The sequence below is a fragment of the Mariniphaga sp. genome (assembly GCF_041687215.1).
In the GTDB taxonomy this organism is placed as follows: domain Bacteria; phylum Bacteroidota; class Bacteroidia; order Bacteroidales; family Prolixibacteraceae; genus Mariniphaga.
In genome coordinates this window covers 1-26,239 of the sequence record NZ_JAWLCI010000066.1, presented here as the reverse complement: position 1 = coordinate 26,239, position 26,239 = coordinate 1, and the positions used below count along the sequence as shown (strand labels likewise).

Annotated in this window: 27 protein-coding genes; 13 read left to right on the top strand and 14 right to left on the bottom strand. The window is 40.8% G+C overall.

Annotated features, from left to right (window positions below):
* The 3 genes from ACESMA_RS17980 to ACESMA_RS17970 form a co-directional block, all read left to right on the top strand.
* A partial coding sequence (locus ACESMA_RS17980; RefSeq protein WP_372950251.1) for a carboxyl transferase domain-containing protein occupies nt 1–283 on the top strand: 283 nt, incomplete at its 5' end.
* A 12-nt stretch (nt 284–295) separates the two neighbouring features.
* Nucleotides 296–628, top strand: a complete 333-nt coding sequence (locus tag ACESMA_RS17975) for a biotin/lipoyl-containing protein (protein WP_372950250.1) — start codon at nt 296–298, stop codon at nt 626–628.
* Between the two features lie 92 nt (nt 629–720).
* Complete coding sequence (locus tag ACESMA_RS17970) at nt 721–4,359, top strand: PKD domain-containing protein (RefSeq protein WP_372950249.1); 3,639 nt, start codon at nt 721–723, stop codon at nt 4,357–4,359.
* A 4-nt stretch (nt 4,360–4,363) separates the two neighbouring features.
* Here the strand turns inward: ACESMA_RS17970 and ACESMA_RS17965 are convergent, their stop codons facing one another.
* From ACESMA_RS17965 to ACESMA_RS17940, 6 genes are all read right to left on the bottom strand, one after another.
* On the bottom strand, nt 4,364–5,377 hold the full coding sequence (locus tag ACESMA_RS17965) for a PorP/SprF family type IX secretion system membrane protein (protein ID WP_372950248.1): 1,014 nt from the start codon (nt 5,375–5,377) through the stop codon (nt 4,364–4,366).
* Nucleotides 5,378–5,504: 127 nt separating this feature from the next.
* Nucleotides 5,505–5,858 carry a hypothetical protein gene (locus ACESMA_RS17960; protein ID WP_372950247.1) on the bottom strand — a complete coding sequence of 118 codons (354 nt, stop codon included), beginning with the start codon at nt 5,856–5,858 and terminating at the stop codon, nt 5,505–5,507.
* A 141-nt stretch (nt 5,859–5,999) separates the two neighbouring features.
* A complete protein-coding gene (gene ispE / locus ACESMA_RS17955) occupies nt 6,000–6,803 on the bottom strand; it encodes a 4-(cytidine 5'-diphospho)-2-C-methyl-D-erythritol kinase (protein ID WP_372950246.1) in 804 nt (267 codons plus the stop codon).
* Between the two features lie 23 nt (nt 6,804–6,826).
* Nucleotides 6,827–9,706: an aminomethyl-transferring glycine dehydrogenase gene (gene gcvP, locus ACESMA_RS17950; protein ID WP_372950245.1), complete on the bottom strand. Its 2,880-nt coding sequence runs from the start codon at nt 9,704–9,706 to the stop codon at nt 6,827–6,829.
* Nucleotides 9,707–9,794: 88 nt separating this feature from the next.
* Nucleotides 9,795–10,433 carry an MBL fold metallo-hydrolase gene (locus ACESMA_RS17945; protein WP_372950244.1) on the bottom strand — a complete coding sequence of 213 codons (639 nt, stop codon included), beginning with the start codon at nt 10,431–10,433 and terminating at the stop codon, nt 9,795–9,797.
* Between the two features lie 3 nt (nt 10,434–10,436).
* Nucleotides 10,437–11,090: a protein-L-isoaspartate(D-aspartate) O-methyltransferase gene (locus tag ACESMA_RS17940; RefSeq protein WP_372950243.1), complete on the bottom strand. Its 654-nt coding sequence runs from the start codon at nt 11,088–11,090 to the stop codon at nt 10,437–10,439.
* A 140-nt stretch (nt 11,091–11,230) separates the two neighbouring features.
* Here ACESMA_RS17940 and ACESMA_RS17935 point away from each other — a divergent pair, with 140 nt between their 5' ends.
* From ACESMA_RS17935 to ACESMA_RS17920, 4 genes are all read left to right on the top strand, one after another.
* A complete protein-coding gene (locus ACESMA_RS17935; RefSeq protein WP_372950242.1) occupies nt 11,231–12,097 on the top strand; it encodes a hypothetical protein in 867 nt (288 codons plus the stop codon).
* 93 nt (nt 12,098–12,190) lie between these two features.
* Entirely contained in the window at nt 12,191–13,609 is a 1,419-nt protein-coding gene (locus ACESMA_RS17930; protein ID WP_372950241.1) for a sugar transferase, read from the top strand.
* A gap of 203 nt (nt 13,610–13,812) precedes the next feature.
* Nucleotides 13,813–14,025, top strand: a complete 213-nt coding sequence (locus ACESMA_RS17925) for a hypothetical protein (RefSeq protein WP_372950240.1) — start codon at nt 13,813–13,815, stop codon at nt 14,023–14,025.
* Nucleotides 14,007–14,393 (top strand): type II toxin-antitoxin system VapC family toxin, encoded by a 387-nt coding sequence (locus ACESMA_RS17920; RefSeq protein ID WP_372950239.1) that lies wholly within the window; start codon nt 14,007–14,009, stop codon nt 14,391–14,393. The genes ACESMA_RS17925 and ACESMA_RS17920 overlap by 19 nt, the downstream gene beginning before the upstream one ends.
* Nucleotides 14,394–14,401: 8 nt before the next feature.
* On the opposite strand, the gene ACESMA_RS17915 is transcribed toward ACESMA_RS17920, so the two are convergent.
* The 5 genes from ACESMA_RS17915 to ACESMA_RS17895 all read right to left on the bottom strand — a co-directional run bounded on the left by ACESMA_RS17915 (nt 14,402) and on the right by ACESMA_RS17895 (nt 17,675).
* Nucleotides 14,402–14,905, bottom strand: coding sequence for a hypothetical protein (locus tag ACESMA_RS17915; protein ID WP_372950238.1), 504 nt, complete (start codon nt 14,903–14,905; stop codon nt 14,402–14,404).
* 51 nt (nt 14,906–14,956) lie between these two features.
* Nucleotides 14,957–15,358 (bottom strand): hypothetical protein, encoded by a 402-nt coding sequence (locus ACESMA_RS17910; RefSeq protein ID WP_372950237.1) that lies wholly within the window; start codon nt 15,356–15,358, stop codon nt 14,957–14,959.
* Entirely contained in the window at nt 15,348–16,313 is a 966-nt protein-coding gene (locus ACESMA_RS17905; RefSeq protein ID WP_372950236.1) for an RHS repeat domain-containing protein, read from the bottom strand. The genes ACESMA_RS17910 and ACESMA_RS17905 overlap by 11 nt, the downstream gene beginning before the upstream one ends.
* 190 nt (nt 16,314–16,503) lie before the next feature.
* Nucleotides 16,504–17,067, bottom strand: a complete 564-nt coding sequence (gene thpR / locus ACESMA_RS17900; RefSeq protein WP_372950235.1) for an RNA 2',3'-cyclic phosphodiesterase — start codon at nt 17,065–17,067, stop codon at nt 16,504–16,506.
* An 11-nt stretch (nt 17,068–17,078) separates the two neighbouring features.
* Nucleotides 17,079–17,675 (bottom strand): DUF4294 domain-containing protein, encoded by a 597-nt coding sequence (locus ACESMA_RS17895; protein ID WP_372950234.1) that lies wholly within the window; start codon nt 17,673–17,675, stop codon nt 17,079–17,081.
* An 89-nt stretch (nt 17,676–17,764) separates the two neighbouring features.
* Here ACESMA_RS17895 and ACESMA_RS17890 point away from each other — a divergent pair, with 89 nt between their 5' ends.
* The 3 genes from ACESMA_RS17890 (at nt 17,765) to ACESMA_RS17880 (ending at nt 21,305) form a co-directional block, all read left to right on the top strand.
* Entirely contained in the window at nt 17,765–19,024 is a 1,260-nt protein-coding gene (locus ACESMA_RS17890; protein ID WP_372950233.1) for an arginine deiminase family protein, read from the top strand.
* A gap of 421 nt (nt 19,025–19,445) precedes the next feature.
* Nucleotides 19,446–19,976: an RNA methyltransferase gene (locus ACESMA_RS17885; protein ID WP_372950232.1), complete on the top strand. Its 531-nt coding sequence runs from the start codon at nt 19,446–19,448 to the stop codon at nt 19,974–19,976.
* A gap of 33 nt (nt 19,977–20,009) precedes the next feature.
* Nucleotides 20,010–21,305 carry a DUF2851 family protein gene (locus ACESMA_RS17880; protein ID WP_372950231.1) on the top strand — a complete coding sequence of 432 codons (1,296 nt, stop codon included), beginning with the start codon at nt 20,010–20,012 and terminating at the stop codon, nt 21,303–21,305.
* A gap of 17 nt (nt 21,306–21,322) precedes the next feature.
* Here the strand turns inward: ACESMA_RS17880 and ACESMA_RS17875 are convergent, their stop codons facing one another.
* Both ACESMA_RS17875 and ACESMA_RS17870 read right to left on the bottom strand, forming a co-directional pair.
* A complete protein-coding gene (locus ACESMA_RS17875; protein ID WP_372950230.1) occupies nt 21,323–23,296 on the bottom strand; it encodes a cation:proton antiporter in 1,974 nt (657 codons plus the stop codon).
* Nucleotides 23,297–23,407: 111 nt separating this feature from the next.
* Nucleotides 23,408–24,136, bottom strand: a complete 729-nt coding sequence (locus tag ACESMA_RS17870; RefSeq protein WP_372950229.1) for a hypothetical protein — start codon at nt 24,134–24,136, stop codon at nt 23,408–23,410.
* A gap of 184 nt (nt 24,137–24,320) precedes the next feature.
* Here ACESMA_RS17870 and ACESMA_RS17865 point away from each other — a divergent pair, with 184 nt between their 5' ends.
* The 3 genes from ACESMA_RS17865 to ACESMA_RS17855 are packed head-to-tail and all read left to right on the top strand — an operon-like array spanning nt 24,321 to nt 25,782.
* A complete protein-coding gene (locus ACESMA_RS17865; protein WP_372950228.1) occupies nt 24,321–24,911 on the top strand; it encodes a glutaredoxin domain-containing protein in 591 nt (196 codons plus the stop codon).
* 13 nt (nt 24,912–24,924) lie between these two features.
* Nucleotides 24,925–25,464 (top strand): thioredoxin family protein, encoded by a 540-nt coding sequence (locus ACESMA_RS17860; protein WP_372950227.1) that lies wholly within the window; start codon nt 24,925–24,927, stop codon nt 25,462–25,464.
* A gap of 30 nt (nt 25,465–25,494) precedes the next feature.
* The gene (locus ACESMA_RS17855) at nt 25,495–25,782 is read left to right on the top strand and encodes a GroES family chaperonin (protein WP_372950226.1); all 288 of its coding nucleotides are present in this window, start codon (nt 25,495–25,497) and stop codon (nt 25,780–25,782) included.
* 99 nt (nt 25,783–25,881) lie between these two features.
* Here ACESMA_RS17855 and ACESMA_RS17850 read toward each other — a convergent pair.
* The coding region (locus tag ACESMA_RS17850) for an aromatic amino acid lyase (RefSeq protein ID WP_372950225.1) at nt 25,882–26,239 on the bottom strand (358 nt) is incomplete at its 5' end.

Sequence of the window (26,239 nt, the reverse complement as noted above, 5' to 3'; positions counted from 1 at the left end):
CTGGCCAACTGCCGAAATTGCCGTAATGGGCCCGGAAGGTGCTGCCAATATTGTTTTCCGTAAAGAAATTTCTGAGGCTGAAAATCCTGAAGAAGTGCGGCAGCAAAAAATTCAGGAATACAAGGAAAAATTTGCCAATCCTTATGTAGCAGCGGCTCAGGGTTATATTGACGAGGTTATTGAACCGCGCGACACAAGGGGACGTATTTTACATGCACTTCAGGTTTCCGAAAATAAAAGCGTATTCCTGCCCAATAAAAAACATGGAATTCCTCCTTTTTAAAAAAATACAGGTATGACAGAAGAAAAAGAATTTAAAACACTTGTGGTTCAGGGAGCTGTTTACAAAACAACCTATACCTGGAAATTTGAAAACCGTGTGAATTGGGAAGCGCCCAATCCAAACCATATTTACAGTTTTATACCGGGAACCGTAATTGACATTTTTGTTAAACCCAGGCAAAAAGTGAAAGAAGGCGAAACACTTTTATTGCTTGAAGCAATGAAAATGCAAAACCAGGTTAGAATGCCGTTCGATGGGGAAATTGTAAAAATTTATGTAAAAAAAGACGAAACCATTCCTAAAAAACACATGATGCTGGAAATAAAACCGGCACGAATACGGTAAAGTTTTAAACATAAAACAGTTTCAAAAAACCGCACTATCGCTGTGCGGTTTTTTTATTTTAATTCGTTAGATTTATTCGGAAAAATAATAAAATGAGATTCCTGGCTTTCATAATTTGTTTTGGATTGGCTCCGGGGTTGTATGCACAAACTGATTTTTGCCGCAAATCAACTGAAGGAACCGATTTTTGGTTTGGGTTTATGGAAAGCCGGAATTACCAGGAAGATCATTATATTGAAATTACAGTTACTGCAAGTGAAACAACTGATTTTCAAATTACTATTGGCCCTGAAGAAATTCCATTTAACGATCTATATACTGTAAATGCAAACAGTTCTGTTCAGATAAAAATTCCCTGGGAAATAGCGGAAGCAACCGGTTCTGAAGAAATCCAGGACAAAGGCATTCACCTGATCTCCGAAAAACCGGTAAACGTTTATGCGCTAAATTGGAGCCGAAACTCTGCCGATGTTGCTGTAATTTACCCTGTTGGAAGTTTGGGTACAGAATATTTTGCCATGTGTTATTACCCCGATATTGATTTGGTGAATCCGGAAACGGGAAACGGACGAAACAGCGAATTCCTGATTGTGGCTACCGAAGACGGTACCGTGGTAGAAATAACTCCATCGCGGGTAACCGACAAAAACGTTCCGAAAGATTCAACTTTTTCAGTAATGTTGAACAAAGGCCAGGTGTATCAGGTGCAATCGCAAAATATTGTAGGCTCGCATCTCGAAGGACAAGGCGACCTGACCGGAAGTTACATTTCAGCCAGTAAGCCGGTTGCATTTTATTCCGGCTCATTAAGTACCCGAATTCCAACCGGGCAATGCTGCTGGGACCATCTTTACGAACAAATTCCGCCGGTCCATTCGTGGGGTCTGGAATATTACCTTACTCCGTTGAAAACCCGCCAGCAGGACCGGTACCGCATTATGGCGGCACAAAATAACACCACACTTTTTATTACCGGAAGATCACCTGTCACTCTTCAACGAGGTGAATTTGAAGAAGTGGTGGTTTATCACAACGACCCCAAACGGGTGCTGGCCGACAAACCTGTAATGGTAGCCCAGTTTAGTCAGTCTCGCAATGTGGACAATGATTTCACCGGTGGCGACGGCGATCCGTTCATGATTATTTTAAGTCCGGTGAACCAGTCGCGAAATGCAGCAACATTCGTGGCGTATGAATCGCCCGATTTGGATATTGAAGGCTACGAAGGAATCACCAAATACTTTGTCAATATTGTAACCCAATCCAGTGAAATTGAAAACATCAGGCTGAATGAAGAACCTGTTGAAGATGAATTTTTGACCTTGCCGGGAAACTTGTATTCGTTTGCTCAAATTCAAATCGATGCCGGAACCAACCACATCAAAAATATAAACGAAGAAGCCGGATTTCTGGCCTACGCTTATGGTTTTGGAGGGGTTGAATCTTATGGATACGGCGTTGGTTTCAACCTCGATTTAACACTCGATTTAGGCGAAAGCGTTGAATTTATGGGCGATACTTTATTGCTTTGTTTTGGTGATACTTTAGTTCTTGATGCCGGTTATTACTTTGATACTTTCAAGTGGAATTCAGGCGAAACCACACAAACATTGCGGGTTTTTGATGAAGGGTGGAAAAGCGTTGAAACAACTACTATCGATGGCTGCGAACTGGAAGATTCTGTGTTTATCTTCTTAAGTGAACCTTTTGTTCAACTTGAACTGGAATATCTGGAAGAATGTATGCCGTTTGAACTGGAACTGGCGGCTGAAGATGGGTACAGTAAATATTTATGGCAAAACGAGTTGGGCGATACCCTTTCAACTATACAAAGTTTTTCTGCGAATAAAACCGGTATTTACAGTATCACCGTTTTCGACCAATACAACTGCACCGCCAGCGACAACATGGAACTCATTATTTTTCCTGTTCCTGAAATTGAATTTTCAGGCTCATCACAAATTTGTGGAGAAAAAACAACAACTATTTCTGTTTCAGCAATCGGAACTTTGGATTCGATATGGAATTATGAAGGTGGAACAGACTGGAATACCAACAAACCTTCTGCCCTTACCTTTACAAACCAAACCAACACAACTGCCGAAATTGAGGTGAATGCATGGGGCGATTATGAAATTTATTTTCATTTAAAAACCACTGATGGCTGCGAAAAAACAGATACTTTTTTCATTCGGTTTCACCCTGATCCATTTGCTGATTTTGTTTTGGACAATGATGAAGAATGCGAAGGATACAGTCAGATACTTACATTTACAGGCTTGGCAACCGACAGTGCCAGCTTCCACTGGGATTTGAACGGGTGCCAATTTCTCGACACGCTGGGAAACCAAAACTATTTGGTTTCGGTAGGGGCTTTTTTGCAAGAACCGCCAGTAATCTCTCTTTTTATTGATGATAACGGTTGTTTTAGCGACACGGTTTCTAAACCCGTTGGCGCCCAACCCAATTTTACCATGGAAGCCGACCAGCAACGCGGGTGCGATGAGCTTGAAGTAAATTTTTCGAGCCAACTTTTAACCGCCGACCAGGTTAATTTCGAATGGGAATTTGACGACGGACAGATTTCCACAGAACAAAATTTAACCAGATTCTATAACGAACCTGGTTTTTATGATGTAAAACTAACCATTACCAATCCGGTTACCCAATGCACCAACAGCTTTTCCATCGACAGTATGATAAAAGTTTTCCCAACACCGGTGGCTGCCATCGAAGCAGACCCGGATTTTTGCTATCCGGAATCGGCTCAGCTTATTTATCCGAATAACATCGATTCTATTGTTTGCCACTGGGAATTTGACGGAATGCACCAAATTGGTATCGGGAATGATACCATCTCAGTTATTTTCGACAAACCCACTGCATTAGTCAGGCTTGTTGTTGATGAATTTGGGTGTTTTAGTGAACCTGCAGAAATGCAGTTAAAACGAAAACCGCTTTTCGATTTTTCCACAGAAAACAGTGAAGGTTGCCTGCCTTTCGAAGCAGAAATTTTTGCAGAAACACCAGACGAGAATGTTCATTTTTACTGGATTTCCGACAGTCTCCCCTACCCGGAAAGCAACTCAAAATATTTTTCTTCATCTGAACCGGGAGAGTTTTCCGTGGGATTAATCGCCCAATCTGCCGAAACGGGTTGTTCCGATACCCTCATTAAAACAGACTGGATAAAAGTTTACCCAAACCCTGTGGCCGATTTTCGTGTAAATTACCCGGTGGCCATGGTTGAAAATGCCAATATCTCATACAGAAACTGGTCAGAGGATGCTGTTGTTTATTCGTGGGAATTTGGCGATGGAACATCATCTGCCGAACAACATCCGGTGCATACATTCACAGAACCCGGCGAGTACCTTTCGCGGTTAACGGCAGAATCTGTCCACGGATGCACCGATACTTCAGAACTGCTCATTACAATTCTTCCTTCTGTCAATTATATGCCCAATGCTTTCCGGCCCGAAAGCCCAATTGAGGAAAACCGCACGTTTATGCCCATTTATGCCGGGGCCGATCCTGCCCGTTTTAAACTTGAAATTTATGATCGCCGGGGTCAGTTGGTATTTGAAAGTCAATCGCCTGATCTTCACTGGGATGGCGCACTTCCCAACGGGAAACCCGCTGCCATGGGAAACTACATTTGGATTGCCACTTATTTTGATATTCAGGGAGTTCAACGGGAACAAAAAGGACAGGTACTGTTAATTCGGTAGTTCTTTACTGAAAACCGGAATCATCTTCATAAGTATTATAAAACGGCAGATGACGGGCTTTTTCAATTTGACGGAGCAGAAAAACCAGACTGATTTCACTGGTGCCGCCAACGTTTCCCCACAATCCGGAAACCGCAATATCATAAGTATAATTAATTTGCCACCTGTTTTTTGCAAATCCGGCCAGTAAAATAACGGCATCGTACCGAAGGCCAAAATTCTGCCTGAACCAGGCACCGGCTGTTAAACCGCTTTGAGTGGCAAAGAAACCATAATTCATCTGGCCAAATCCCCGCTGATACTGCATAACCAGTTGAGGAGAAATATCGAACTTTTTACGATGATGCCCATACAAAAAAACCGGCAACCGGGCACCAAAATGTGCGGTGTATTTTCGGTGTAAAACGTCGGCATCAGATGCTCCCGGATAAAACGACTGGCGGGGTTCAGCCAGATGATGAACAACCAAACCTCCAAATATTTTTTGATTGTATAGCAACACACCCGTTGAAAAATCAAAAAATGAGAAATTGGGATCTGCCAGAAATTCTATTTCACGGGAAATGCCGTGATTCCCGTAAAAAGGGTCTAAATTATCGGGGAAAATTAATTTGTCTGTCCGGAGGCTGTTTTGGTGAAATCCGGCCTGAATGGCACCCTGCAACCGGTAGTTTTCGCTTAGTTTCACAAAAACCGAATACACGGCATTTACCTGGATGGATTGCAAACTGTTGGCAGCCTGCGAATCGTTCAAAATAAAAAAACCAAGCCCTCCCTGCAGTTTTTTCACCGGAAAATCGAACGCCAGACTGTAAGTATTAAATGCTTTGCTGAAACTACTCCATTGATTTCTGTATTGGACTGCTGCTCTTCCAACGTCCAGTGAACCTGCAAAAGCTGGATTTAAATAAAGCGGATTGGAATAAAATTGCGAAAAAGAAACATCCTGCGCCCGGATTTTTAGCCCGAAAGACATGATGAGTAAAACAATTAATATTTCAGTTTTCAGCTTTCCCATTGTTCAATCGCAAAGCTTTAAATATAATCCATTTTCTACAATTTGTTCCATGAAAAAAGGCCGTTGTTTCCAACAGCCTTTAAAAATCCAACTAAACTAATCGCGTTATTATTTTTCCTTCTCTCTGTTAATTCCAGTACATTTCGTTTGTCATCCAGTTTTCGAGCATTAAATCCTGCTCCCTTTCGTTTGAAGCATATTCAAAAACTGCCAAACCCCATTTGTTTTTATCAAACATCCAGGCTTCCAACGCAAGGGTTTCATCCTGTTCTGTTTCAACAACAAATGTATTTTCTTCAGTAAACCAATAATCTTCGTTTACCATCCACTTTTCAACTTCAAGTTTGTTTTCTGTAACGTTTTCAAGGCCTGAGACAGCATTCATTTCTGTTCCTTCAGCTTCAACATTTCCGCTTAAAAAAAATACGAAGAGAAATGTGGCTAAAAAAATCTGATTTAATTGAGCATTCTTTGTTTTCATTGTTTTCTGTTTTAATTGTCCTGTTTTCTTAAATTTGTTTCAATAAGATAGACTGTTTAACGGCACAAAGGTTACATTTACTTTTACTAATAAATACAAAAAGTATGTAAGTATGCCGGAATATTCGGCGAATGGTGGAAATTACCGGCTAAATAAAATACCTTGAGGTATGGAATTGTCTAAATCTGTCGGTAAGTGTCGAAAAATACCGAAAACAGCCGAACCACTGCCTGACATGGAAGCAAATTCAGCCCCGAGTTCGTAAAGTTTATTTTTCAGATTTTTAATTTCGGGGAAGCGGGGAAAAACACTTTTTTCAAAATCGTTTACAACAAGGTTTTTCCATTCAGAAACAGGCAGTTCGGCTAAATTTTGCAAATGAAATTCAGGTTTTGAAGGAATAATGTTTTTGTAAGCATCGGCAGTGCTCACCGAAACGTCCGGTTTCAAAATAACAATGCGATAATCTAAAAGGTCAATTTTAACCGGCGAAAGCTGGTTGCCAATGCCTGTAGCAAAAGCGGGTTTGTTCTCAATAAAAAACGAACAGTCGGCGCCCAGTTTGGCAGCATAATTTTTAAGTTGCTCATTATTTAAACGAAGTTGAAAAAAGTCATTCAGCATTTTCAGAGTAAATGCGGCATCAGAAGAACCGCCGCCAAGGCCGGCGCCTGCTGGAATTACCTTGTGCAGATGAAACTGGACCGGTGACAAATTAAAATCGTTTTTGAGTAACTGATAAGCTTTTAAAACGAGATTTTGTTCCGGGGGTCCGTCAACAGATAATCCGGAAAATGAAATTCGCGTTTCATTTGCCTCGGCCATTTCAAGGGAATCAGAAAGCTGAACGGGATAAAATATGGTTTCCAGATTGTGATAACCGTCGAGCCTTTTGGAAACCACGTGGAGGCCAATATTTATTTTTGCATTTGGAAAAACGATCATATCATCAGGTTCTCCTTTCCGGCTTACTGCTCGTTCATCAGCTCATACTCTTTGGGCGAACCGCAGGTGCAAATCAGGTTTCGATCGCCCCAGGCGTTGTCAACCCGTCCAACAGGTACCCAATATTTATTCTGTTTCACCCATTCCAACGGCCAGGCAGCTTTTCCACGCGGATACGTATGTTTCCAGTCATCAGAGGTAACAACCTCTGCTGTATGTGGTGCATTTTTCAGCACATTGTCGGTTTTGTCAGCCTTTCCGTTCTCCACCTCTTTTATCTCATTGAAGATGGTGTTCAACGCTTCAATAAACCTGTCAATTTCCTGCTTCGATTCACTTTCGGTAGGTTCAATCATTAATGTTCCGTGAACCGGAAATGAAAGCGTGGGTGCATGAAAACCAAAATCCATAAGGCGTTTGGCAATGTCCGCCTCGGTTATCCCGGCAGATGTTTTCAGGTGACGGCATTCCAGAATCAGCTCATGCCCAACCCGGCCGTTTTCACCGGTATATAACACACCAAAATTTTTCTCCAGCGCTTTGGCGATGTAGTTGGCATTCAAAATGGCAACCTGTGTGGCTTTGGTTAATCCTTCGGCTCCCATCATTTTTATGTAGCCGTAAGTAATAGGCAAAACCGATGCGCTTCCCCACGGAGCACCGGCAACAGCATTAATTCCTACATGCCCGTTATTCATAATGGGATGCGACGGTAAAAACTTCACCAAATGACTGGCCACGGCAATTGGTCCAACTCCAGGGCCGCCGCCACCGTGCGGTATTGCAAAGGTTTTGTGCAAATTGAGATGGCAAACATCAGTACCGATTATTCCCGGTGTAGTGAGTCCAACCTGGGCGTTCATATTGGCGCCATCCATATAAACCTGACCACCATTGTCGTGAATTATCCGACACATTTCCACTATGGAAGATTCAAAAACTCCGTGTGTGGAAGGGTACGTAACCATAAATGCAGAAAGGGTATTTTTGTATTGTTCGGCTTTTTTTCGCACATCTTCAAGGTCAATGTTTCCTTTTTCATCGCATTCAACCACAACCACTTTCATTCCAGCCATAACGGCGCTGGCCGGATTTGTTCCGTGGGCAGAAGAGGGAATAAGAACCACATCGCGTTGATCTTCTCCACGGCTTTTATGATATTCCCTGATGACCATTAAACCTGCATATTCGCCGGCAGCGCCTGAATTTGGCATTAAACTTACATCGGCCATGCCGGTAATTTCAGCCAAATCGCGTCGCAGTTCTTCCATCATTTCGTGGTAACCACGGGCCTGGTTTTTAGGCACAAACGGATGAATGCCGTTGAATTCAATCCAGCTTAGCGGTAACATTTCGGTGGCCGCATTCAGTTTCATGGTGCACGACCCCAGTGAAATCATAGATTGAGTCAGGGAAATATCCTTGTGCTCCAGCCGCTTAATGTAGCGTACCATTTCTGTTTCAGAACGGTAAATATTGAAAACTTCCTGTTTGAGAAATTCTGACTGCCGGGCAAATTTTTGGTCAATTTCATGCCCTTTGGGATATTCGTGAACAACCGACCATGGAAGGTTTGCCGCTTTGGCAAACACTTCCAGAATCCAGGTCATGTCCTCGCGGTTTGTAGTTTCGTCAATACTAATCCCAACCTCACCGTTTTCAAAATACCTGAAATTCATTTCCAGCTCCAACGACAGCCATTCAATATCTTCACGTTTTACGTGTTTTGGTAAAGCAAAACGAACAGTATCAAAAAAATGATTATTCAATTGTTTGTACCCCAGTTTTTCAATTTCCTGGGCCAAAAAAGCAGTAATATTGTGAATTCGGCGTGCAATGGTTTTAATTCCTTCTGTTCCATGATATACGCCAAAAAATCCGGCCATGGTAGCCAGAAGCGCCTGAGCTGTACAAATATTCGATGTAGCTTTTTCGCGTTTAATATGTTGCTCGCGGGTTTGCAGCGCCATGCGCAATGCACGGTTCCCGTGCACATCTTTTGTAATTCCGATAATGCGTCCTGGCAGGTGACGTTTAAAGTCTTCGCGAGCTGCAAAAAATGCTGCATGCGGACCGCCATAACCCATGGGTACTCCAAACCGCTGGCTATTCCCAAAAACAATATCGGCGCCCCACTCGCCCGGAGGTGTTAACAAGGCCAGTGAAAGTAAATCGGTTGCAACAGCAACTTTAATTTCTTTTTCGTGTGCATTTTTTACCATTGCAGAATAATCCACAATTTCACCATCTGAATTTGGATACTGAACGATAATTCCAAAAACATTTTCTGAAAAATCGAACGAATCTTTTGGCTGAATTTTCAGTTCGATACCCAGTGGATTGGCACGGGTTGCCAGCACATCGAGCGTTTGCGGCCACACTTTTTCATCAACCAAAACAGTATTTACACCGGCTTTTATCATTTGCCGCGAGCGAAGATTAAACATCATGACCATAGCTTCGGCTGCAGCAGTGGCTTCGTCAAGCAATGATGCATTTGTAATTTCCATGGCTGTGAGTTCACAAACCATGGTTTGAAAATTCAGCAATGCCTCCAACCGGCCCTGTGAAATTTCGGCCTGGTAAGGCGTATATGAAGTGTACCAAACAGGGTTTTCGAGCACATTGCGCAATATTACTGCCGGCGTAATGGTATCGTAATACCCCATTCCGATGTAGGTATTGAACACCTTGTTTTTCGCAGCCAGACTCAGGATTTTCCGAAAGTAGCGCCGTTCGGTAAGTCCTTCCTTTAACTTCAATGGTTCTTTCAAACGAATATTTGCAGGAACGGTTTGTTCCATTAATTCTTCCATGGAAGAAATGCCAATGGTTTCCAACATCTCCTGAATTTCGGCCTCGCGCGGGCCAATGTGCCTGTTTACAAAACGATCGTGAGACATGTGCCTTCTATTTTGAATAATTTGTTTGCAAGTATAAAGTTTACCACGTTCTGAAAAAATGATTTTAAACCATCTGTCAATTTTCGTTTCAGGTTAAAAACGGATTGGATTTTTTTTCAAAACCCAGCGTGGTTTCAGGGCCATGACCACAATACACCTTTGTTTCGTCGGGCAGTTTGAAAAGTTTTTCCTTAATGCCCGAAATCAGGGTTTCGTAATTTCCGCCTGGCAAATCGGTGCGGCCAATACTGCCATTAAAAAGTACATCCCCGGCAATTAAAAGATTTTCCTGTTCGGAATAAAAAACCACGTGGCCGGGAGAATGCCCGGGAACATGAATAATTTCCAATTCAGTATTTCCGAATTTTAAAGTTTCGTTCTCTTGATAGAAATACTCAGGTGCCTGAACCGGTTCCATTTCAAAACCAAACATTTTACCCTGAAAAATGGCTTGCTTCACCCAAAATGCATCGTCAGAATGTGCATAAAAAGGAATTTTAAAATGATTCCGGATAAATTCAACTCCCATAATATGATCGAAATGGCAGTGGGTGTTTGTAATTTTTAACGGTTTCAGATTATTGTCAGCCACATAATCAATAATCTCTTTTTGTTCTACATCGAAATAAAATCCGGGATCAATAAAAATGCACTCTCCTGTTTCGTCTGACAGAACAAAAGTATTTTCCTGCAAGGGATTTACAACAAACTTTTCAATTTTAAGCATAATTTAAAAATTTACTGTTCCTTTTAAAAGGGGAACAAATACAAACCCGCCATGTTTTTCTGTTTTAAAATCATCTTCAGAAATACGAATAATTACCAGCATTTCCTGCCTGTTTTCCTTTCCTACCGGAATTACCATCCTCCCTCCAACTTTCAGTTGCTCTTTCAGGGCAGGCGGCACCGAGGTCGCGCCCGCAGTAACCAAAATTTTATCGAATGGAGCAAACGCAGGCAGGCCTTCGTAACCATCGCCAAAAAAGCAAACCGGATGATAACCGATTTCCGGCAGAAACGACTGCACTTTTTGAAAAAGCTCTTTCTGGCGTTCGATGGTAAATACTTTAGCGCCCATTTCCAGCAAAACAGCCGCCTGATAACCTGAACCTGTTCCCACTTCCAGAATTTTATCGTTTTTTTCAACCTGCAACAGAGAAGATTGAACTGCAACGGTATATGGTTGCGATATGGTTTGTCCGGCGCCAATAGGAAAAGCCTGGTCTTTATACGCAAAATTCAGAAAGGAGCTTTCCATAAAAAGGTGACGGGGCACTTTGCCAAGGGCTGCCAATACATTTTCATCCCTGATACCTTTTATCTTCAGACCATCAACCAACCGCTTACGTAAACCCTGATGCCTTAAATTATCGTACTCTGTCATGTTCCAATTCAATTATGCTGCAAAAATAGTTGAACAAGGCTTATTCTACTCTACTTCTTTTTGACAATATTAACATTAAAAGTTGATAAGTTCATGGCCGATTCAATAAAACGGGCGGACTCAATACATATATTTGTGACATGCTGAATCTTGGATTAATAGGAGATATTCAATTGCTTGAGTCTTATGCTAAAAGAGCTCAGGCAATCCCTGACATACACATTACCGGAAAATCATCAGTGGGAACATTTTCGCAATCGGGAAATTTCCGGTTGTCGGCGCCCGAGTTTAACCGGATTGAGTTGATTGAGCGCTCGGATGTATTGCTAATCAACCGTTTCTCACTGCTCCCTTTCCAACTGCTTTGCGATATGGTAAAAAAATCGAAACATTTTTTTGCAACAAGCTACCCCGAACTGGATGCAGGAGAGTGTGAACAACTGGCCATGCTTGCTGCTGAGGCTCAAACCGTAATTCAGATTGCCAATCCATTTTACTATTTGCCTGCGGTTCAATGGTTAAATAAAAACATCAGGCATCCGGCAATTATTGAAGTGAATCATTTTAAACCTGAATATCAGGATATTGACATTCTGATAAAACTTTTATTAATGTTAAAAGATGCAGCCGGAGTAAATCCCAAAAAGGCGGCGGCTGTTTCGTATCATTCAACACCTGCTGATTCGGGGTTCAATAATATTCAGCTCGAATTTGCCAACGGGACACGTGTAATTGTGAATTATGGAAAGATGGGCCGTTTAAATGAATTTAGTATAAAATCTTATGCCAATAATCAATTTACTGAGTTTGATTTGATTCAGGACCAAAGCTTGTGCAATAATTCCCCAATTGACATGGCTTCCTTTAAAGAAATGAATGAAACTGATGCTTTTATACATTCCATTTTGCAAAAAAAACAATCCGTTACCCAAATTCAGGATTATTCTTCTGTGATTCAAACCGTTCAAAAAATCAGTTCAAAGTTAGATCGCTATTCAGGCAACTAATTAGGTTAAAAAGTTACTTTTGCCGCAATATTTTTTTCAAAGTAACGTTAAATGCATGTATTTGTAATGCATACAGACTGAACTTGACCGCGCATGATGAACAGGAAATGGCAGGTTGCCAAATATTTAATACTTGATTTTTCAGCTGCAGCCATTAGCTGGACGATATTTTTTATATATCGGAAAGCAGTTATTGAACCGCAACGTTTTGGCATCGACATTCCAATTGAATTTACAACCCGCTATTTTCTCGGTCTTCTTTTAATTCCCACACTCTGGATTCTTTTTTATTACATCACCGGATTTTACGATAACATTTACCGTCGGTCGAGGTTGCTTGAACTGGGGCAGACTTTTCTTACATCGGCAGTGGGTGTGGTTATCATTTTTTTTACATTGATACTCGACGATTATATTCACACATACAAAAACTACTACCAGCTTTTTTTCACACTTTTCGGACTGCATTTCGGGTTGACTTACCTGTTCCGGTTAATTCTTACAACACGAACCATTCACCGGATTCACCACCGAAAAATAGGTTTCAATACACTGCTTATCGGAAGTAATGAAAAAGCCGAAAGGGTTTACAGTGAAATGGCAAGTCAGAAGCGTCCGGCCGGAAATCTGTTTGCCGGTTTTGTTGGCGTTGAAAATAACGACGACAGATTGCTGGGAAAATATTTGCCACAACTGGGAAAATTGAATGAACTAAACGAAATTATTGACCGTAACAACATTGAAGAGGTAATTATTGCCATTGAAACGCGTGAACATGAGCGCTTAAACGGAATATTAACCGTTCTGGAAAACCGCCAGATAACCATTTGGGGCATTCCAGATTTGTACGATTTTCTTTCGGGAACAGTTAAAACCACGGCCATCTACGGAAGTCCGCTTATTAAAATTTCAAACGGCTTAATGCCTACCTGGCAGGCTAATATGAAACGGTTGCTCGATGTGGTGCTTTCAATTATTGCCACCATCATTTTCCTGCCGGTTTTTATCGTTTTGGCCCTGTTAATCAAAAAATCATCGAAAGGCCCCATACTTTATAAACAAGAACGAATTGGCCGGTTTGGTAAGCCGTTTAAAATTTACAAACTCCGCAGCATGGTGCATGGAGCCGAAAACGGCACACCGGCACTTTCAAGTGAATACGACGAACGGATTACAAAAATCGGCAGGTTTCTGCGCAAAACCCACCTTGACGAAATTCCGCAGTTTTATAATGTCATCAAAGGCGACATGTCGCTGGTGGGCCCGCGACCAGAGCGGAAGTATTACATCGAGCAAATTGTAAAACATGCTCCGCACTACACTCACCTGCACAAACTCAGGCCCGGCATCACTTCGTGGGGACAGGTAAAATATGGTTATGCCTCCAACGTGGACGAAATGCTCGAGCGGCTCCCCTACGACATGATGTACCTGAAAAACATTTCGCTTTACATCGATTTTAAAATTCTGATTTACACCGTAATGGTTGCGTTAAAGGCGAATGGGAAGTAATACCCGAATAACTCTCATTAACGGCCTGCATCTACAGTCCTCTGTTTAATTTCCTCTTTTGAAAAATCCTTCCTGACTGAATATCATTTTCAGATTTTAATGCTCTGTTTTCCAATTTAGCTTTTAAAACATTCTCTTTGCATAAACAATATTTCAGTATATTTGCAAAAACAAAGTAATAAAGTTCATAAAACAAATATTATATGGATACTGTAATAATTCAACTTACCACACCAAAAACAATGAAGCTGTTGCAGGAACTCGAAGAACTTAACCTTTTGCGCGTATTGAAAAAAAACGTATCAGCCAAAACCAAATTGTCTGATAAATATGCTGGAAAGCTTCCCGCTAATATTGCTGAAGATTTACAAAAACATATCGAACATAGCCGTAACGAATGGGACTGCAATATTTAATCGATAGCAACGCAGCAATAGATTATCTTTCCGGAAAAATACCGGAAAAAGGCATGCCGTTTATGAACCAGATAATAAATGATATCCCCAATATTTCTGTTATTACCAAAATCGAAATTTTAGGCTACAAGACTACACCCGAGGCATACCAGTTGCTTTCAGGTTTTGTTGAAGATTCTGTTGTACTTGGCTTGTCTGATGACATTGTTGAACAGACAATTGTGATTAGGAAAGAAAATAAAATCAAAACACCCGATGCAATAATTGCAGCTACAGCCCTTGTAAACGAACTTACCATTATTACTCGTAACATAAAGGATTTTAATAAAATTGAAAGGCTGGAAGTTGTAAACCCGTATGATATGTAAAAAGCCTCTCAACCTGAAAGGCCTTCATAAGAGAGTTCGCTCATTTCCATACCGAACGGATAATAATCCCGCTCCTGGATAACTTCCGCCAAACCACTGCCTCCTTTGTGGATAACAACCTGGGTATTTCCAAAATGGTCCTGCAAATTGTATTCAAATTTGTAAACTATATTTCCATTATTGTCAAACGGAATAATCCTTCCGGCGGAGGTAAAGATAGCTTTTAACTCGCCATTTTCGTACAAAAAATTGCCGGAATAATCCAATCTTGTGTTGTTTCCTGAAACAGAACCGTCAACAACTTTTACCAGCTTGTTGCCTGCAGCATCGTACGTGTAACGCTGGTTGTCGTTGGCGCCAAACTGTACCTGTTCCGGCAGGTTCAGGTAATTGTGTTCCACACCGGTTCCCTTCAAGGGGTCGGTGGTCATATTTCCATTTGATTCGTATCCGTAATTTCCTGCTACAGCAAAATAGCCATCGTTGGCGCCTCCTTCGGTAACTGATTGCAACTTGTTCCTTGTAAAAATACAAAAGCCCGGTAATCTGACGAGCTTTTAAAATTAGTCTATTTTATTCGAATGAATATTTTCAATCAAAGTGTACCCTCTAATTATCACTAGTGAGCTATCGTGAGCCATTTTTTTTGCTTTAAATTTCACAAACTCATTATCAACCGTATCTAAAATCCAAGCTTTATTGTTATTATCAAGAAAAAAAATATCTTTCCCGTAATTACTTGTGCCCGCTATTCTTTTTTCATTCAACAAATAAATTTTGGATTTTTTCTTAACATATTTAGTTCTTTCTGAGCTCTTGTTGTAAATATAATGGGTATAATTTCCATCATTGGCCCTCTCTATTGGGCTGAACATTAAATAAATCAGTAAGCCAAAAATTCCAGCAAACAACCCAATTTTGAAGTTTAGTTTTATAAACTTTTTTAAGCTCATATTAATCTTCATTTTTATCATTATGATATCTCTGACTTTCCCATTGATTATCACCCACTTGAGTCATTTTGATGCCTGTATCAATTGGTTCTTCTCCTGGCAGACTTATTATTAAACGTCCATTATTTGAATCTTCTACCCATTCCTTTCCATTGAACTTACGTCCTGGTTCTATAGACAAATAATCAACATCAGGGTCACCTTTTGCATATCTTCGAACTAAACCAGATTCTTCGTTAGTAACAGAATAGCTCTTATTAAGGTTAGCTGAAATCAATCCAAATATTGCACCTCCACTAACGCCACCAGAAATACCTTTTACACCCTTATCGTTAAAAAGGACATCAATTGGTCCCAAACCAATATTTATGTACGATTGTGAAAGAAAGGAACTAAATGATTTATCATTTTTTGACTGAATAAATCCTCCCTCCACTATATCAATATTTCCTAAAAATTGAAAGTTGCCATCTTTCTTAGGATTTAACAATTTAGCATTTGATGCACTGTACCATGTTTTCCCATAATCATCACTTGCAGTTCCCCACTGGTAAAAAGCTCCTGCTCCAAATACAATACCAGCTTGTACTCCGACTTCTTTAAACCATATTTTTACCTTTTTTCCATCAGGGTCAATATATTTAATTGGGTTGCCTAATGTATAATTATATGGGCTCCAACTCAGGTACTCTTCTGCGAGAGGATCAACAGCATGCAACCGCCCCAACTCCGCATCATAAAACCTCGCCCCGTAATCATACCACCCCAAGCTGTTCCCGGCCAGTTCTTCATCCTGCAACTCTTTATTATTGTAAAGGTGCTTATTGGACAAAACACCGCTTGCAAAATAGTTCTCCTGGTTCATTACCAACCCAAACGGGTAATAGTCTGTTACCTGCATTACTTCCGGCTGGCCGTTGCTGTGGCCGCTGAAAACTACGCGTGTATTTCCGAGATGGTCTTTCAAACTGTATTCAAATTTGTAAACAACATTTCCATTGTTGTCGAACGGAATAATTCTTCCGGCGGAGGTAAAGATAGCTTTTAATTCGTTATTCTCATACAGGAAACTGTGCCAGGCTAATCGTCGCCATAAAAACCAAAATAATCATTACAGGTTGTCCTTTCAAAAAAGGTTTTATGCAAACCTCTTTAATTTAAAGCTTCAATACATTCAGCGAAATATACTCCGCCCCCTCCGTTTTCAAAATACTCCGGTAAAAGATGAGTTCATTGATTGTAACAGTTTGAAAAAATGTTTCCCGGTAATTTTCAACAGCCTGGTAAAATGTTTTTTTGTTTTTCAGGAACTTAATCCGGGCTATAGTAAGGTGCGGTTTAAACGGCCGTTTTTCGGGTTCAAAACCGAGGTTTGCCAGCCGGTTGTCGATTTCGGCAGCCAAAAGCTGAAGCACTTCCCCTTCTTTAATATTTGCAAACAAAACCCTCGGTTTTTCTCTGTTTTTAAAAAAGCCCAGGCCTTCCAACTCAAAAGAAAAGGAAGAAAAAAGTTTGACGGCCTGATTCAATTCTTCACCAATTTCGTCCACTTGCGAAGGCAAAGTTTCGCCAATAAATTTTAAAGTAAGGTGCAGTCTGTCTGGTTCCACCCATTTTACCGGCTCACCCGAAAGTTTATTTTTCAGATCATCTATGGTTTGAATCAATACCGGCGAAGGTTCAATTTTAACGGCAACAAAAGTTCTGAGTAAATCAGCCATCTTTTTTACAATTAAAGGTATCCCACTTCAATGAGCGTAACAATTTGTTCCAGCACTTTGTCTTCGCCGGACGGGTCGTATTCGGCTTTTAAATTGCTGCCAAACAGGCGGGCAATTCCCTGCCAGAAAACTGCAGGTACACCTCCTCTGAAATCTTGTATCAAAGTATAGGAAGTTTTGCTGGTTTCGCGGTCAATGAGTTTGAGTAAAATACGTCCCTCCGTAATGGTCATCCGTTTCAGATCATCTTTGTATTCATCAAGCAACTGTTGTTCAAGGTCTTTCATCATTTTGCGCCGTTCGCGGTCATCATCAAGCGCAAGGTATTTAGGTTCGTATTCCTGTAACATTTCCCCGGCCAGTTTGGCATACGGATATACTTTTTTCACTTTCTCAACATACCTGTTGTAGCGACGCTCATGCCGGGCATTTTTAAAATTCTGCTGAGGAAGAACAATAACTTCAGGAATATTTTTATGAATAATTGTATCTCCTCCCTGAATGATTCCTATCATTTGGGAAGAATCTTTTTTCTGCGCCAAAATTTCATCCACAAAACCTTGTGTGCACAAAAAAAACACCAGTACTATTTTAAATCCTCTTTTCATTTAATACCTAAACGAAGATATTCTTTTTCCATTATTACACGTGCAAAGTTTATATCTTTGCCGCGTTTTTACAACTTTAAACTGTTAAAATGAAGACCTGTATCAACTCAGAAATTGGCAAACTCGAGGGAGTTATCATTCACTCACCCGGTTCGGAAGTGGAAAACATGACACCCGAAAACGCGGAACGCGCGCTGTACAGCGACATTCTGAACCTCTCCATAGCATCGAAAGAATATGCCCAGTTGGCGGGGGTGTTGCAAAAAATTACGCAGGTGTTTGAAGTTAAAAAAATGCTTCAGGATGTTTTGGGAAATAACATGGCTAAAATGCAGTTGCTTCAGGAAATATGCAACCACGAAGGAATTTCGGGGATGGAAGAACAACTGGCTGAAAAACCTGCTGCCCAATTAGCTGATTTGCTGATTGAAGGCCTGATTCTGGAACGGAACAACCTGACCAACTACCTCAGCCACGAAAAATTCCTGATGCGGCCATTACACAACCTGTTTTTTACCCGCGACTCTGCCATGGGAATGAACGGGAACATGCTCATCGGGCGAATGGCCAACCCCGTGCGCGAAAGGGAAACCATGATTGTGGAAGCCATTTTTAGTCACCACCCGGCGTTTGAAACTTCAACCCTCAACCCGATAAAACCACTGCACGGAATGCCTGTTGATACAAAGGCAACGCTCGAAGGCGGCGACTTCCAGGTAATCCGCAACGACATTTTTGTGATTGGCACCGGTGTGCGCACCAGTACTCAGGGAATTGATTTTATTATTGAAAACATCAAAAAAGAAAACAAGGGCGTTCACCACATAGTAGTGCAGGAATTGCCCTCCACACCGGAATCGTTTATTCACCTCGATATGGTTTTCACCTGCCTGAATACCGACGCCTGCATGGTTTACGAGCCGGTAGTTTACGGACTGAGCCGCTACAAAACCATTTCCATTCGTATTGATAACGGGAAAGTTCAGATAAACGAACAGCCCAATATTCCGGAAGCTTTAAAGAAACTGGGCATCGACCTGAAACCGATTACCTGCGGAGGAAAAAAAGACCCGTGGACACAGGAACGGGAACAGTGGCACAGCGGCGCCAACTTTTTTGCTTTTGCACCGGGAAAAATTATCGGGTACGAACGAAATGTGAACACACTGGAAGAGTTGAATAAAAACGGTTTTGAAATTATCAGGGCACTGGATGTAATTAAGGGGAAAGTGAATGTGAACGATTATCAGAAATGTGCGGTAACCATTGCCGGCTCGGAACTTGCCCGTGGCGGTGGCGGCGCACGTTGTATGACCATGCCGGTTCGCCGTGCTGAAGTAAAATGGTAAGGACGCGCGGTTTGATAATCCCAATAACTATCAGCGTTTTTGCAGAGTATGACTGTTTTAAATTTTTGAATAAAATCTTTGTCGGAGAGCAATAAGGTAATAAGGTAAAAATCAAATGTGTAACTATTCTACTAAGGTTAATACATTGAAAATAAGGTTTTTATGTTTTCGAATAAACCTTATTTTATTTCATCAAACCTTAATAAAAATGGCAAACAATAGAAAGGTAACCTTATTACCTTATTTATAAAGAAAAAATGTCGCCAAATTAGATTACATTGGAAGCATGATTAATCAACTATAAATAAGTGAATTATATAACACATTCACTAAAATGAATACCATTTAAAAAATCGCTGATAACTATCGGGATCGGGGTCAACCGCGCATTTTCCTGTTGTGGTCAGAAAAACTTACAAAAATGCGAAAACTCAAAATAAACGAACTCAACCGTCTATCTGCAGAGGAATACAAAAAACAGGCAAAAACTCCGTTGGTGGTGGTGCTCGACAACATCAGGAGTTGCAACAACATTGGTTCGGTTTTCCGCACTTCGGATGCGTTGCTGGTTGAAAAAATTTACCTCTGCGGAATTACAGCCACCCCGCCCAACAAAGAAATTCACAAAACTGCCCTGGATGCCGAAAAATCGGTTGACTGGGAATACTTTGAAAAAACTGAAGACGCCGTTATAAAACTTCAGCAGCAAGGTTACAAAGTTTATGCAGTGGAACAGGTGGAAAATAGTATTTCCCTGCCTGATTTTCAGCCCCGAAAAAATGAAAAACCGGCGCTGGTTTTTGGTAACGAAGTTAAAGGCGTTCAGCAAAAAGTGGTGAATTTGTGCGATAGCGCCATTGAAATCCCGCAATACGGCACCAAACATTCATTTAATGTTTCGGTGAGCGCCGGTATTGTTTTGTGGGATGTTTTTCAGAAAATGAAAAAATAACTATTTTTATTCCGAACTAAAACAGGAATAAAAATGATTACCCCGAGAGCAGTTCCGGAAGAATTTCTGCATTTTGTGTGGGAAAACCGTTTGTTTTTCTCTGATAACCTGCAAACCTACGAGGGCGAGCCATTGGAAGTCATAAACACAGGCAGAAAAAATACCAATGCAGGGCCAGATTTTTTCAATGCTAAAGTTAAGATTGGCGACACTGTTTGGGCCGGAAATATTGAAATTCACAAGAAAGCTTCCGATTGGGAAAAGCACAATCATGCTGAAAACAAAGCTTACGAAAATGTGATTTTGCATGTAGTTGAACAAGCCGACCGGCAAATTTTGAGGGAAAACGGTTCGGAGATTGCCACCCTTGAAATGGACTGGCCGGAACAATTTACCCGCAATTACCAGAAACTGTTGGATGCACAAACCTGGATTGCCTGTCAGGAACAGTTTCACCGTGTTGATCCGGTGGTTTTGCAACTGGGGTTTAACCGGCTGATGATTGAACGGCTGGAAGACAAAACCGAAGAAATTAACCAACGTTTGGCACAAAATCAACAAAACTGGAACGAAACTTTTTACCAGTTATTGGCTCGTATGTTCGGTTTTAAAGTGAATGCCGTTCCGTTTGAACTGCTGGCCAAAGCCATTCCCATGAACATTCTGGCCAAACACAAAAACAACCTGTTTCAATTGGAAGCGTTGCTTTTCGGCGCCTCCGGATTACTGAACGAAGAACTTTTCGGCGATGATTACTTTTTGGAATTGCGTAAAGAATTCGGTTTTCTTTACAAAAAATACAACCTGAAACCGGTGGAAGCTCACCTTTGGAAGTTTATGCGGTTGCGACCCGTTAATTTTCCTACCATCCGTATTTCACAATTGGCTGCTTTGGTTCATCGTTCAGAGGGTTTGTTTTCCAAGATTCTGGAAATGGAAAATGCTGATAATTTACAAACATTGTTCAGGGTAAAAGCGTCCGAATACTGGGACAGCCATTACCGGTTCAACAAACCTTCAACGCGAAAGCATTCCAAAGTTTTAGGCGAAAATTCCATCGACACTATTATCATTAATGTGGTGGTTCCTTTTCTTTTTGTTTACGGCGAAAAACAAAATCAGAATCATTTAAAAAACCGGGCGCTGGAAATTCTGGAAAACCTGCCCGCAGAAAGCAATTCCATTATTGAAAAGTGGGAAAATCTTGGCGTCTCATCACGCTCGGCCTTTGAAACCCAGGCATTGCTACAACTAAAAAACAAACATTGCAACAATAAAAAATGCCTGACCTGCCCCATCGGGAATAAAATTGTAAAAAGTTTAGGCTGATTTCAACCTGGAAAAATTTAAACGGCAAATAGCTCAGAAGCAAGATTAACCTGCTCAGGGTCGCCCAAAACATAGGCAATATCGCCGGCCTGAAATTTGGTTTTCAGTGTGGGATGTTCAATCATTTCATCACCACGTTTTAATGCAAGCAAAGTCACACCGGTTTTTTTCCGCAAATCGGTTTCACCCAGGGTTTTGTCTTCAGCAAATGATTTTGGTTCAATGGTTAAGGCTGTAATATTAACATTGGGAAGCTCATCGATGATTGAAGGTTGGTTTACCATATCTTTTTCGCTGAAAACACCCAGGTTCATCGTTCGGATTTGAGCCATCATGCGGTTTATTTTTTTCTGAGGATAAAGCCGTTTCATTAAAACCCGGTTAAAAAAATCGATAGCGATTTCAAATTTTTCCGGGAAAACCTGGTCGGCACCAATTTCAAAAAGTTGTTTCACATTTTCAACATAAGGCGAACGGGCTATCACAAAGGCCTGAGGATTAATCTTTTTCACTTTGTCAACTATGGCCATAGACGGAATAATGTCGCCTACCGAAACAATTACCACATCGGCAGAATCAACATGCGCTTTCAGCAAAATAGGTTCGTTCACTGCATCACCATATACCACGTTATCGCCGGCATTCATTTTTTCCCTTGCAATGGTTGGATCAAAAACCACCGACACGTGTTTCATATCATAATGTTTCGCCATTATGGAAAGTTTTAGTGCGCTGGAGTCTTTCCCGATAATAACCAGGTGATTTTTGAAATCAGGAATTTCAACCTCTTTTAAAGGAAAAAGTCCGTTAACCAGATAACCTGGCAGATTAAACCGCAAAAACCAGTTGGCAATGGGCCGGGAAACATTCATAAAAAAAGGTGTAGATGCCATGGTAATTACTGTAACAGCCAAAAAAAGCTGATAATTGAATTCCGTTAAAATGCCATAGCCGAAACCCACTTTGGCCAGAATGAATGAAAATTCACCCACCTGACTGAGTGCAAAACCGATTAGAACAATTCCACGGAAAGTGTGCCCCAAAACAAAACCGGTTGCAGATGCAATAAGTGTTTTTAAAACTACTACCAGTAATACAGCGCCCGCAACCAGTAAAATATTTTCCTGTACAAACGAAAGGTTTAACAGCATTCCGATGGAGACAAAAAAGAAACTGGTAAATGTATCTTTAAATGGAATGAGGTTTCCGAAAGCGTTGTGGCTGTATTCCGATTCAGAAATCATGAGCCCTGCCAAAAATGCTCCAAAAGCCAGCGACATTCCCAAACTGTATGTAAGTAAAGCAATGGCAAAACAAATGAGAAAAATACTCATAGTGAAAAGTTCCTGGTTTTTGGCAAGCGCTATAAGGTGAAGCAATTTTGGTAACAACCAGCGGTTTCCGGCATAGACCAGCCCGATGATAAAAACTGTTTTTACAAGCAACAGAAACATTTCGTTTCCAATTTCAACCGATGGATTTCCCAAAAGATTAGTAAAAAGCAGCAAAGGTACCAGCAATAAATCCTGGAAAATAAGGATTCCCAATACTGTTCGTCCGTAATTGGAAGTAAGTTCAGAACGTTCCTGTAGCAGTTTTAATACAAGCGCCGAACTGCTCAGGGCAATTAAAAAACCCATGAACAGGCTGCCCTTCCAATCCATTTCAAATAAGGAAGACAGTGCATAAAAAACTAAGGCAGTAATTGACACCTGCATAAGCCCGCCAAAAAAAACAATCTTGCGGATGCGTACCAGATGTTTTAGTGAGAATTCAAGGCCAATGGTGAACAAGAGTAAAATTACTCCAATTTCGGCCAGAATTTCAATATTATGTTCTTCGTGAACCAGTGCCAGAAGATGGGGGCCTGCAACAATTCCCGTGATTAAATATCCCACAACCGTGGGCACTTTCAACCGGGTAAACAGCAAATTTACAAATGTTGAAAGTGCAAAAATGATCACAATGTCGCGCAGAATTGTCAGTTCCATTCATCGTTTTTTTCACTACACAATATAGTTGAATTTTGGTAAAATATGGTTTTAACCAACAAAAAAAAGGCGCCTTTAAAAGACGCCCTTCACAAATGTACCTCCTCTTTTCTAATTGTTTTCACCGTAATGGTACACTCCTTCGTATTCAAAAAGATCTCCGTCGTAATCGGTACTGGTTACCCTGAATTGAACCGAATCGAGACCGGCAATCTGTATTTCATCCAGACGGAATGAAACATAGGCAGCATACGGGATGTCTTCCACATCTCCGTTGTCGTTGTGCCGGAGTTCCAGTTCAATTGGCTGGCTGGCTTCAGTCAATTCACCGGGTTCTTTTACCAGGTTAATGTAGTGCACTTCGTACCGGCCCCAGTACTTGATTTCAAAATTCAGCAAACTGTCCGTCATCCAGACATCTTTTACAATAACAGGATCATTTCCGATGCTGTCCTGGTTTTCTTCTGTAATGTCCAGAATGCCTTTCAACAATACTTTTTTTACAGAATTCACTTTGATGTAAAAACGGTCTGCATCGCCACCATCATTGGCATTGTCTTCCAAAATGGTGTAATTGATTAAAATGCGGTCGCCGGTTTTCAGCCGGGAATTCGGATCGTTGGTTCCGTAATAATACCAGGGCATTCCGTAACCGGAAGCTACCGGAATCAGCACATCGCCGTTGTCCATATTTATCTGGTATTCCATCGGATCCGAACTTACCTGTTCTATCATCCCGAAACCTACCCACATGTCATTAAGCGAATACCCGTCATCATCGAGGCAACTGGTAATCGTAAAAATCAATCCCAATAAAATAAATAAAACATACTTTTTCATGACTAACTCTCCTTATTTTAAATTTTTTACAACTTATAGATGAAAAGAACACTTAATGGGTTGCGTGGAAACAAAAAAAAAATTTGCGCCAGAAAAACCTGACAAAAAATAAAAAACAAACCAATTGGCACGAGGATTGTTATCTACATTTCCATATATATAAATAATTATATATTTTTGAAACATGAAAAATATTGAATCTTTACAGGAATTAAAAAGCAAAACCAGCTCGAACGAAAATGTGTGGCTTTTGTTATATAAAAAGGGTTCATCTCAAAGTGATTGCGCTTTGGAAAATTTTGAGCAGGCTGGAAATCTTGCCGCAGAAAAAAATAAAAACAACGTTCTTTGCAGCGCTGATGTAAATGAGGTTAAAGACATTCATCCGGAGTTTGGTGTAACCAGTGTTCCTACTTTGCTTTATTTTGAAAAGGGACATTTGCGAAATTTGGTGAAAGGATGTCACAAACCGGAGCAATTTAATGCTATTTTTGACAAATCGGCAGTACAGATTACAACTAACGGAGAAAAGAAACCACACAAAAATGTTACGGTTTACACCACTCCAACCTGCACATGGTGCAACACCATTAAACGCCATTTGCAGGAATACGGAATCCGGTACCGCGAAGTGGATGTTTCACGCGACCAGAAAGCTGCTGAAGAAATGGTGAAGCGAAGCGGTCAGCAAGGCGTTCCGCAAACCGACATAAATGGCGAAATTATTATAGGATTCGACAAACCAAGGATAAACAGATTATTAGGAATAAATTAAATTTCAATACATTATGAAAAAGTTAGTATTCATCCTGGCAATTGCAGTATTTTCTTTATATAGCTGCGGTTCGGGCCAGGCAAAAAACAATGAAAAAGAGAGCGCAGAAAATTCAGTTGCGCAGGTTCAAACGGTAGCTGAAAATAATTCAGCAAGTGTAAGTTCAGCCGAAGGAGGCTCCATACTTTTAACCAAGAATGTATTTTTGGAAAAAGTTTGGGATTACAACAACTCACCACAGGAATGGAAATACAAAGGTGATAAACCTGCCTTAATCGACTTCTATGCCGACTGGTGCGGACCGTGTAAAATTGCTTCGCCCATTCTCGAAGAAATTTCAAACGAGTATGCCGGTGAAATTTATGTTTATAAAATTGATACCGAAAAAGAACGTGAGCTGGCTTCGGTATTTGGAATTAGTGGAATTCCTGCATTTTTATACATTCCTGTTGAGGGGCAGCCAGTCATGATGTCAGGTATTGCCCGCACGAAAGAAGACACTAAAAAGATGTTCAAAGACAACATCGACAAATATTTATTAACTTCAAATTAGTGTTAAACGTTAAATTAAAGAATGGTAAAAATGAAAGAGTTACAGCCAATTAATCAGAATGTTCTGCTGGAACTGACTGAAGACACCGCAGAACAGAAAACCGCTGCGGGGATTATTATTCCCGATTCTGCACAGGAAAAGCAGGAAGTTGCTAAAGTTGTTGCCATAAGCAACATCGAAAATGCAGAAATTGCACCGGGAGACCAGGTTCTCTACAAAAAATTTACAGGTACAGAAATCGAATTCGAAGGTAAAAACTACTTGTTGGTACCTTATGCCGATATCCTGTCGAAAGTAGTGGAAACCGAGTCAATTTAAACGGCTAATGCTTTGAATTTTACCCATTCTGCCAGAAACGTTTTAAAAATCGACATAAAGAGCCGGGAGTTTTTCTTCCGGCTTTTTTAATGGGAAAATTTACAATCTCTTGTATTTCGTAATATTCAAAAACTTAATTGTCTTGTTAATTCCTTCATACATCAACACATCATGTTCAACAAAAGTCACCTCTTTTCGGTATTCTTTCAGAAATTTTTCCAGATAGGGCGACGTTTTTAGCGGCCTGCGAAACTCCATGGCTTGTGCAGCATTATAAAGTTCAATGGCCAAAATTTTTTCCGTATTCAAAACCACCTTCAAAGCTTTGGTTGCTGCATTGGCGCCCATACTCACGTGATCTTCCTGCTCGTTGGACGACGGAATGGAATCAACCGAGGCCGGCGTGCACAACTGTTTGTTCTGGCTTACAATGGAAGCGGCTGCATACTGCGGAATC

Excerpts from the sequence above, each read along its gene's own strand:
- ACESMA_RS17965 (WP_372950248.1), bottom strand. The coding sequence starts at position 5,377 with ATGGGAAAGCTGAAAACTGAAATATTAATTGTTTTACTCATCATGTCT.
- ACESMA_RS17880 (WP_372950231.1), top strand. The coding sequence starts at position 20,010 with ATGATTACCCCGAGAGCAGTTCCGGAAGAATTTCTGCATTTTGTGTGG.
- ACESMA_RS17970 (WP_372950249.1), top strand. The coding sequence starts at position 721 with ATGAGATTCCTGGCTTTCATAATTTGTTTTGGATTGGCTCCGGGGTTG.
- ACESMA_RS17975 (WP_372950250.1), top strand. The coding sequence starts at position 296 with ATGACAGAAGAAAAAGAATTTAAAACACTTGTGGTTCAGGGAGCTGTT.
- ACESMA_RS17935 (WP_372950242.1), top strand. The coding sequence starts at position 11,231 with ATGCTGAATCTTGGATTAATAGGAGATATTCAATTGCTTGAGTCTTAT.
- ACESMA_RS17960 (WP_372950247.1), bottom strand. The coding sequence starts at position 5,858 with ATGAAAACAAAGAATGCTCAATTAAATCAGATTTTTTTAGCCACATTT.
- ACESMA_RS17865 (WP_372950228.1), top strand. The coding sequence starts at position 24,321 with ATGAAAAATATTGAATCTTTACAGGAATTAAAAAGCAAAACCAGCTCG.
- thpR (WP_372950235.1), bottom strand. The coding sequence starts at position 17,067 with ATGGCTGATTTACTCAGAACTTTTGTTGCCGTTAAAATTGAACCTTCG.
- ACESMA_RS17855 (WP_372950226.1), top strand. The coding sequence starts at position 25,495 with ATGAAAGAGTTACAGCCAATTAATCAGAATGTTCTGCTGGAACTGACT.
- ACESMA_RS17885 (WP_372950232.1), top strand. The coding sequence starts at position 19,446 with ATGCGAAAACTCAAAATAAACGAACTCAACCGTCTATCTGCAGAGGAA.
- ACESMA_RS17940 (WP_372950243.1), bottom strand. The coding sequence starts at position 11,090 with ATGACAGAGTACGATAATTTAAGGCATCAGGGTTTACGTAAGCGGTTG.
- ACESMA_RS17890 (WP_372950233.1), top strand. The coding sequence starts at position 17,765 with ATGAAGACCTGTATCAACTCAGAAATTGGCAAACTCGAGGGAGTTATC.
- ACESMA_RS17945 (WP_372950244.1), bottom strand. The coding sequence starts at position 10,433 with ATGCTTAAAATTGAAAAGTTTGTTGTAAATCCCTTGCAGGAAAATACT.
- ACESMA_RS17910 (WP_372950237.1), bottom strand. The coding sequence starts at position 15,358 with ATGAAGATTAATATGAGCTTAAAAAAGTTTATAAAACTAAACTTCAAA.
- ACESMA_RS17925 (WP_372950240.1), top strand. The coding sequence starts at position 13,813 with ATGGATACTGTAATAATTCAACTTACCACACCAAAAACAATGAAGCTG.
- ACESMA_RS17860 (WP_372950227.1), top strand. The coding sequence starts at position 24,925 with ATGAAAAAGTTAGTATTCATCCTGGCAATTGCAGTATTTTCTTTATAT.
- ACESMA_RS17875 (WP_372950230.1), bottom strand. The coding sequence starts at position 23,296 with ATGGAACTGACAATTCTGCGCGACATTGTGATCATTTTTGCACTTTCA.
- ACESMA_RS17930 (WP_372950241.1), top strand. The coding sequence starts at position 12,191 with ATGATGAACAGGAAATGGCAGGTTGCCAAATATTTAATACTTGATTTT.
- ispE (WP_372950246.1), bottom strand. The coding sequence starts at position 6,803 with ATGATCGTTTTTCCAAATGCAAAAATAAATATTGGCCTCCACGTGGTT.
- gcvP (WP_372950245.1), bottom strand. The coding sequence starts at position 9,706 with ATGTCTCACGATCGTTTTGTAAACAGGCACATTGGCCCGCGCGAGGCC.
- ACESMA_RS17870 (WP_372950229.1), bottom strand. The coding sequence starts at position 24,136 with ATGAAAAAGTATGTTTTATTTATTTTATTGGGATTGATTTTTACGATT.
- ACESMA_RS17920 (WP_372950239.1), top strand. The coding sequence starts at position 14,007 with ATGGGACTGCAATATTTAATCGATAGCAACGCAGCAATAGATTATCTT.
- ACESMA_RS17895 (WP_372950234.1), bottom strand. The coding sequence starts at position 17,675 with ATGAAAAGAGGATTTAAAATAGTACTGGTGTTTTTTTTGTGCACACAA.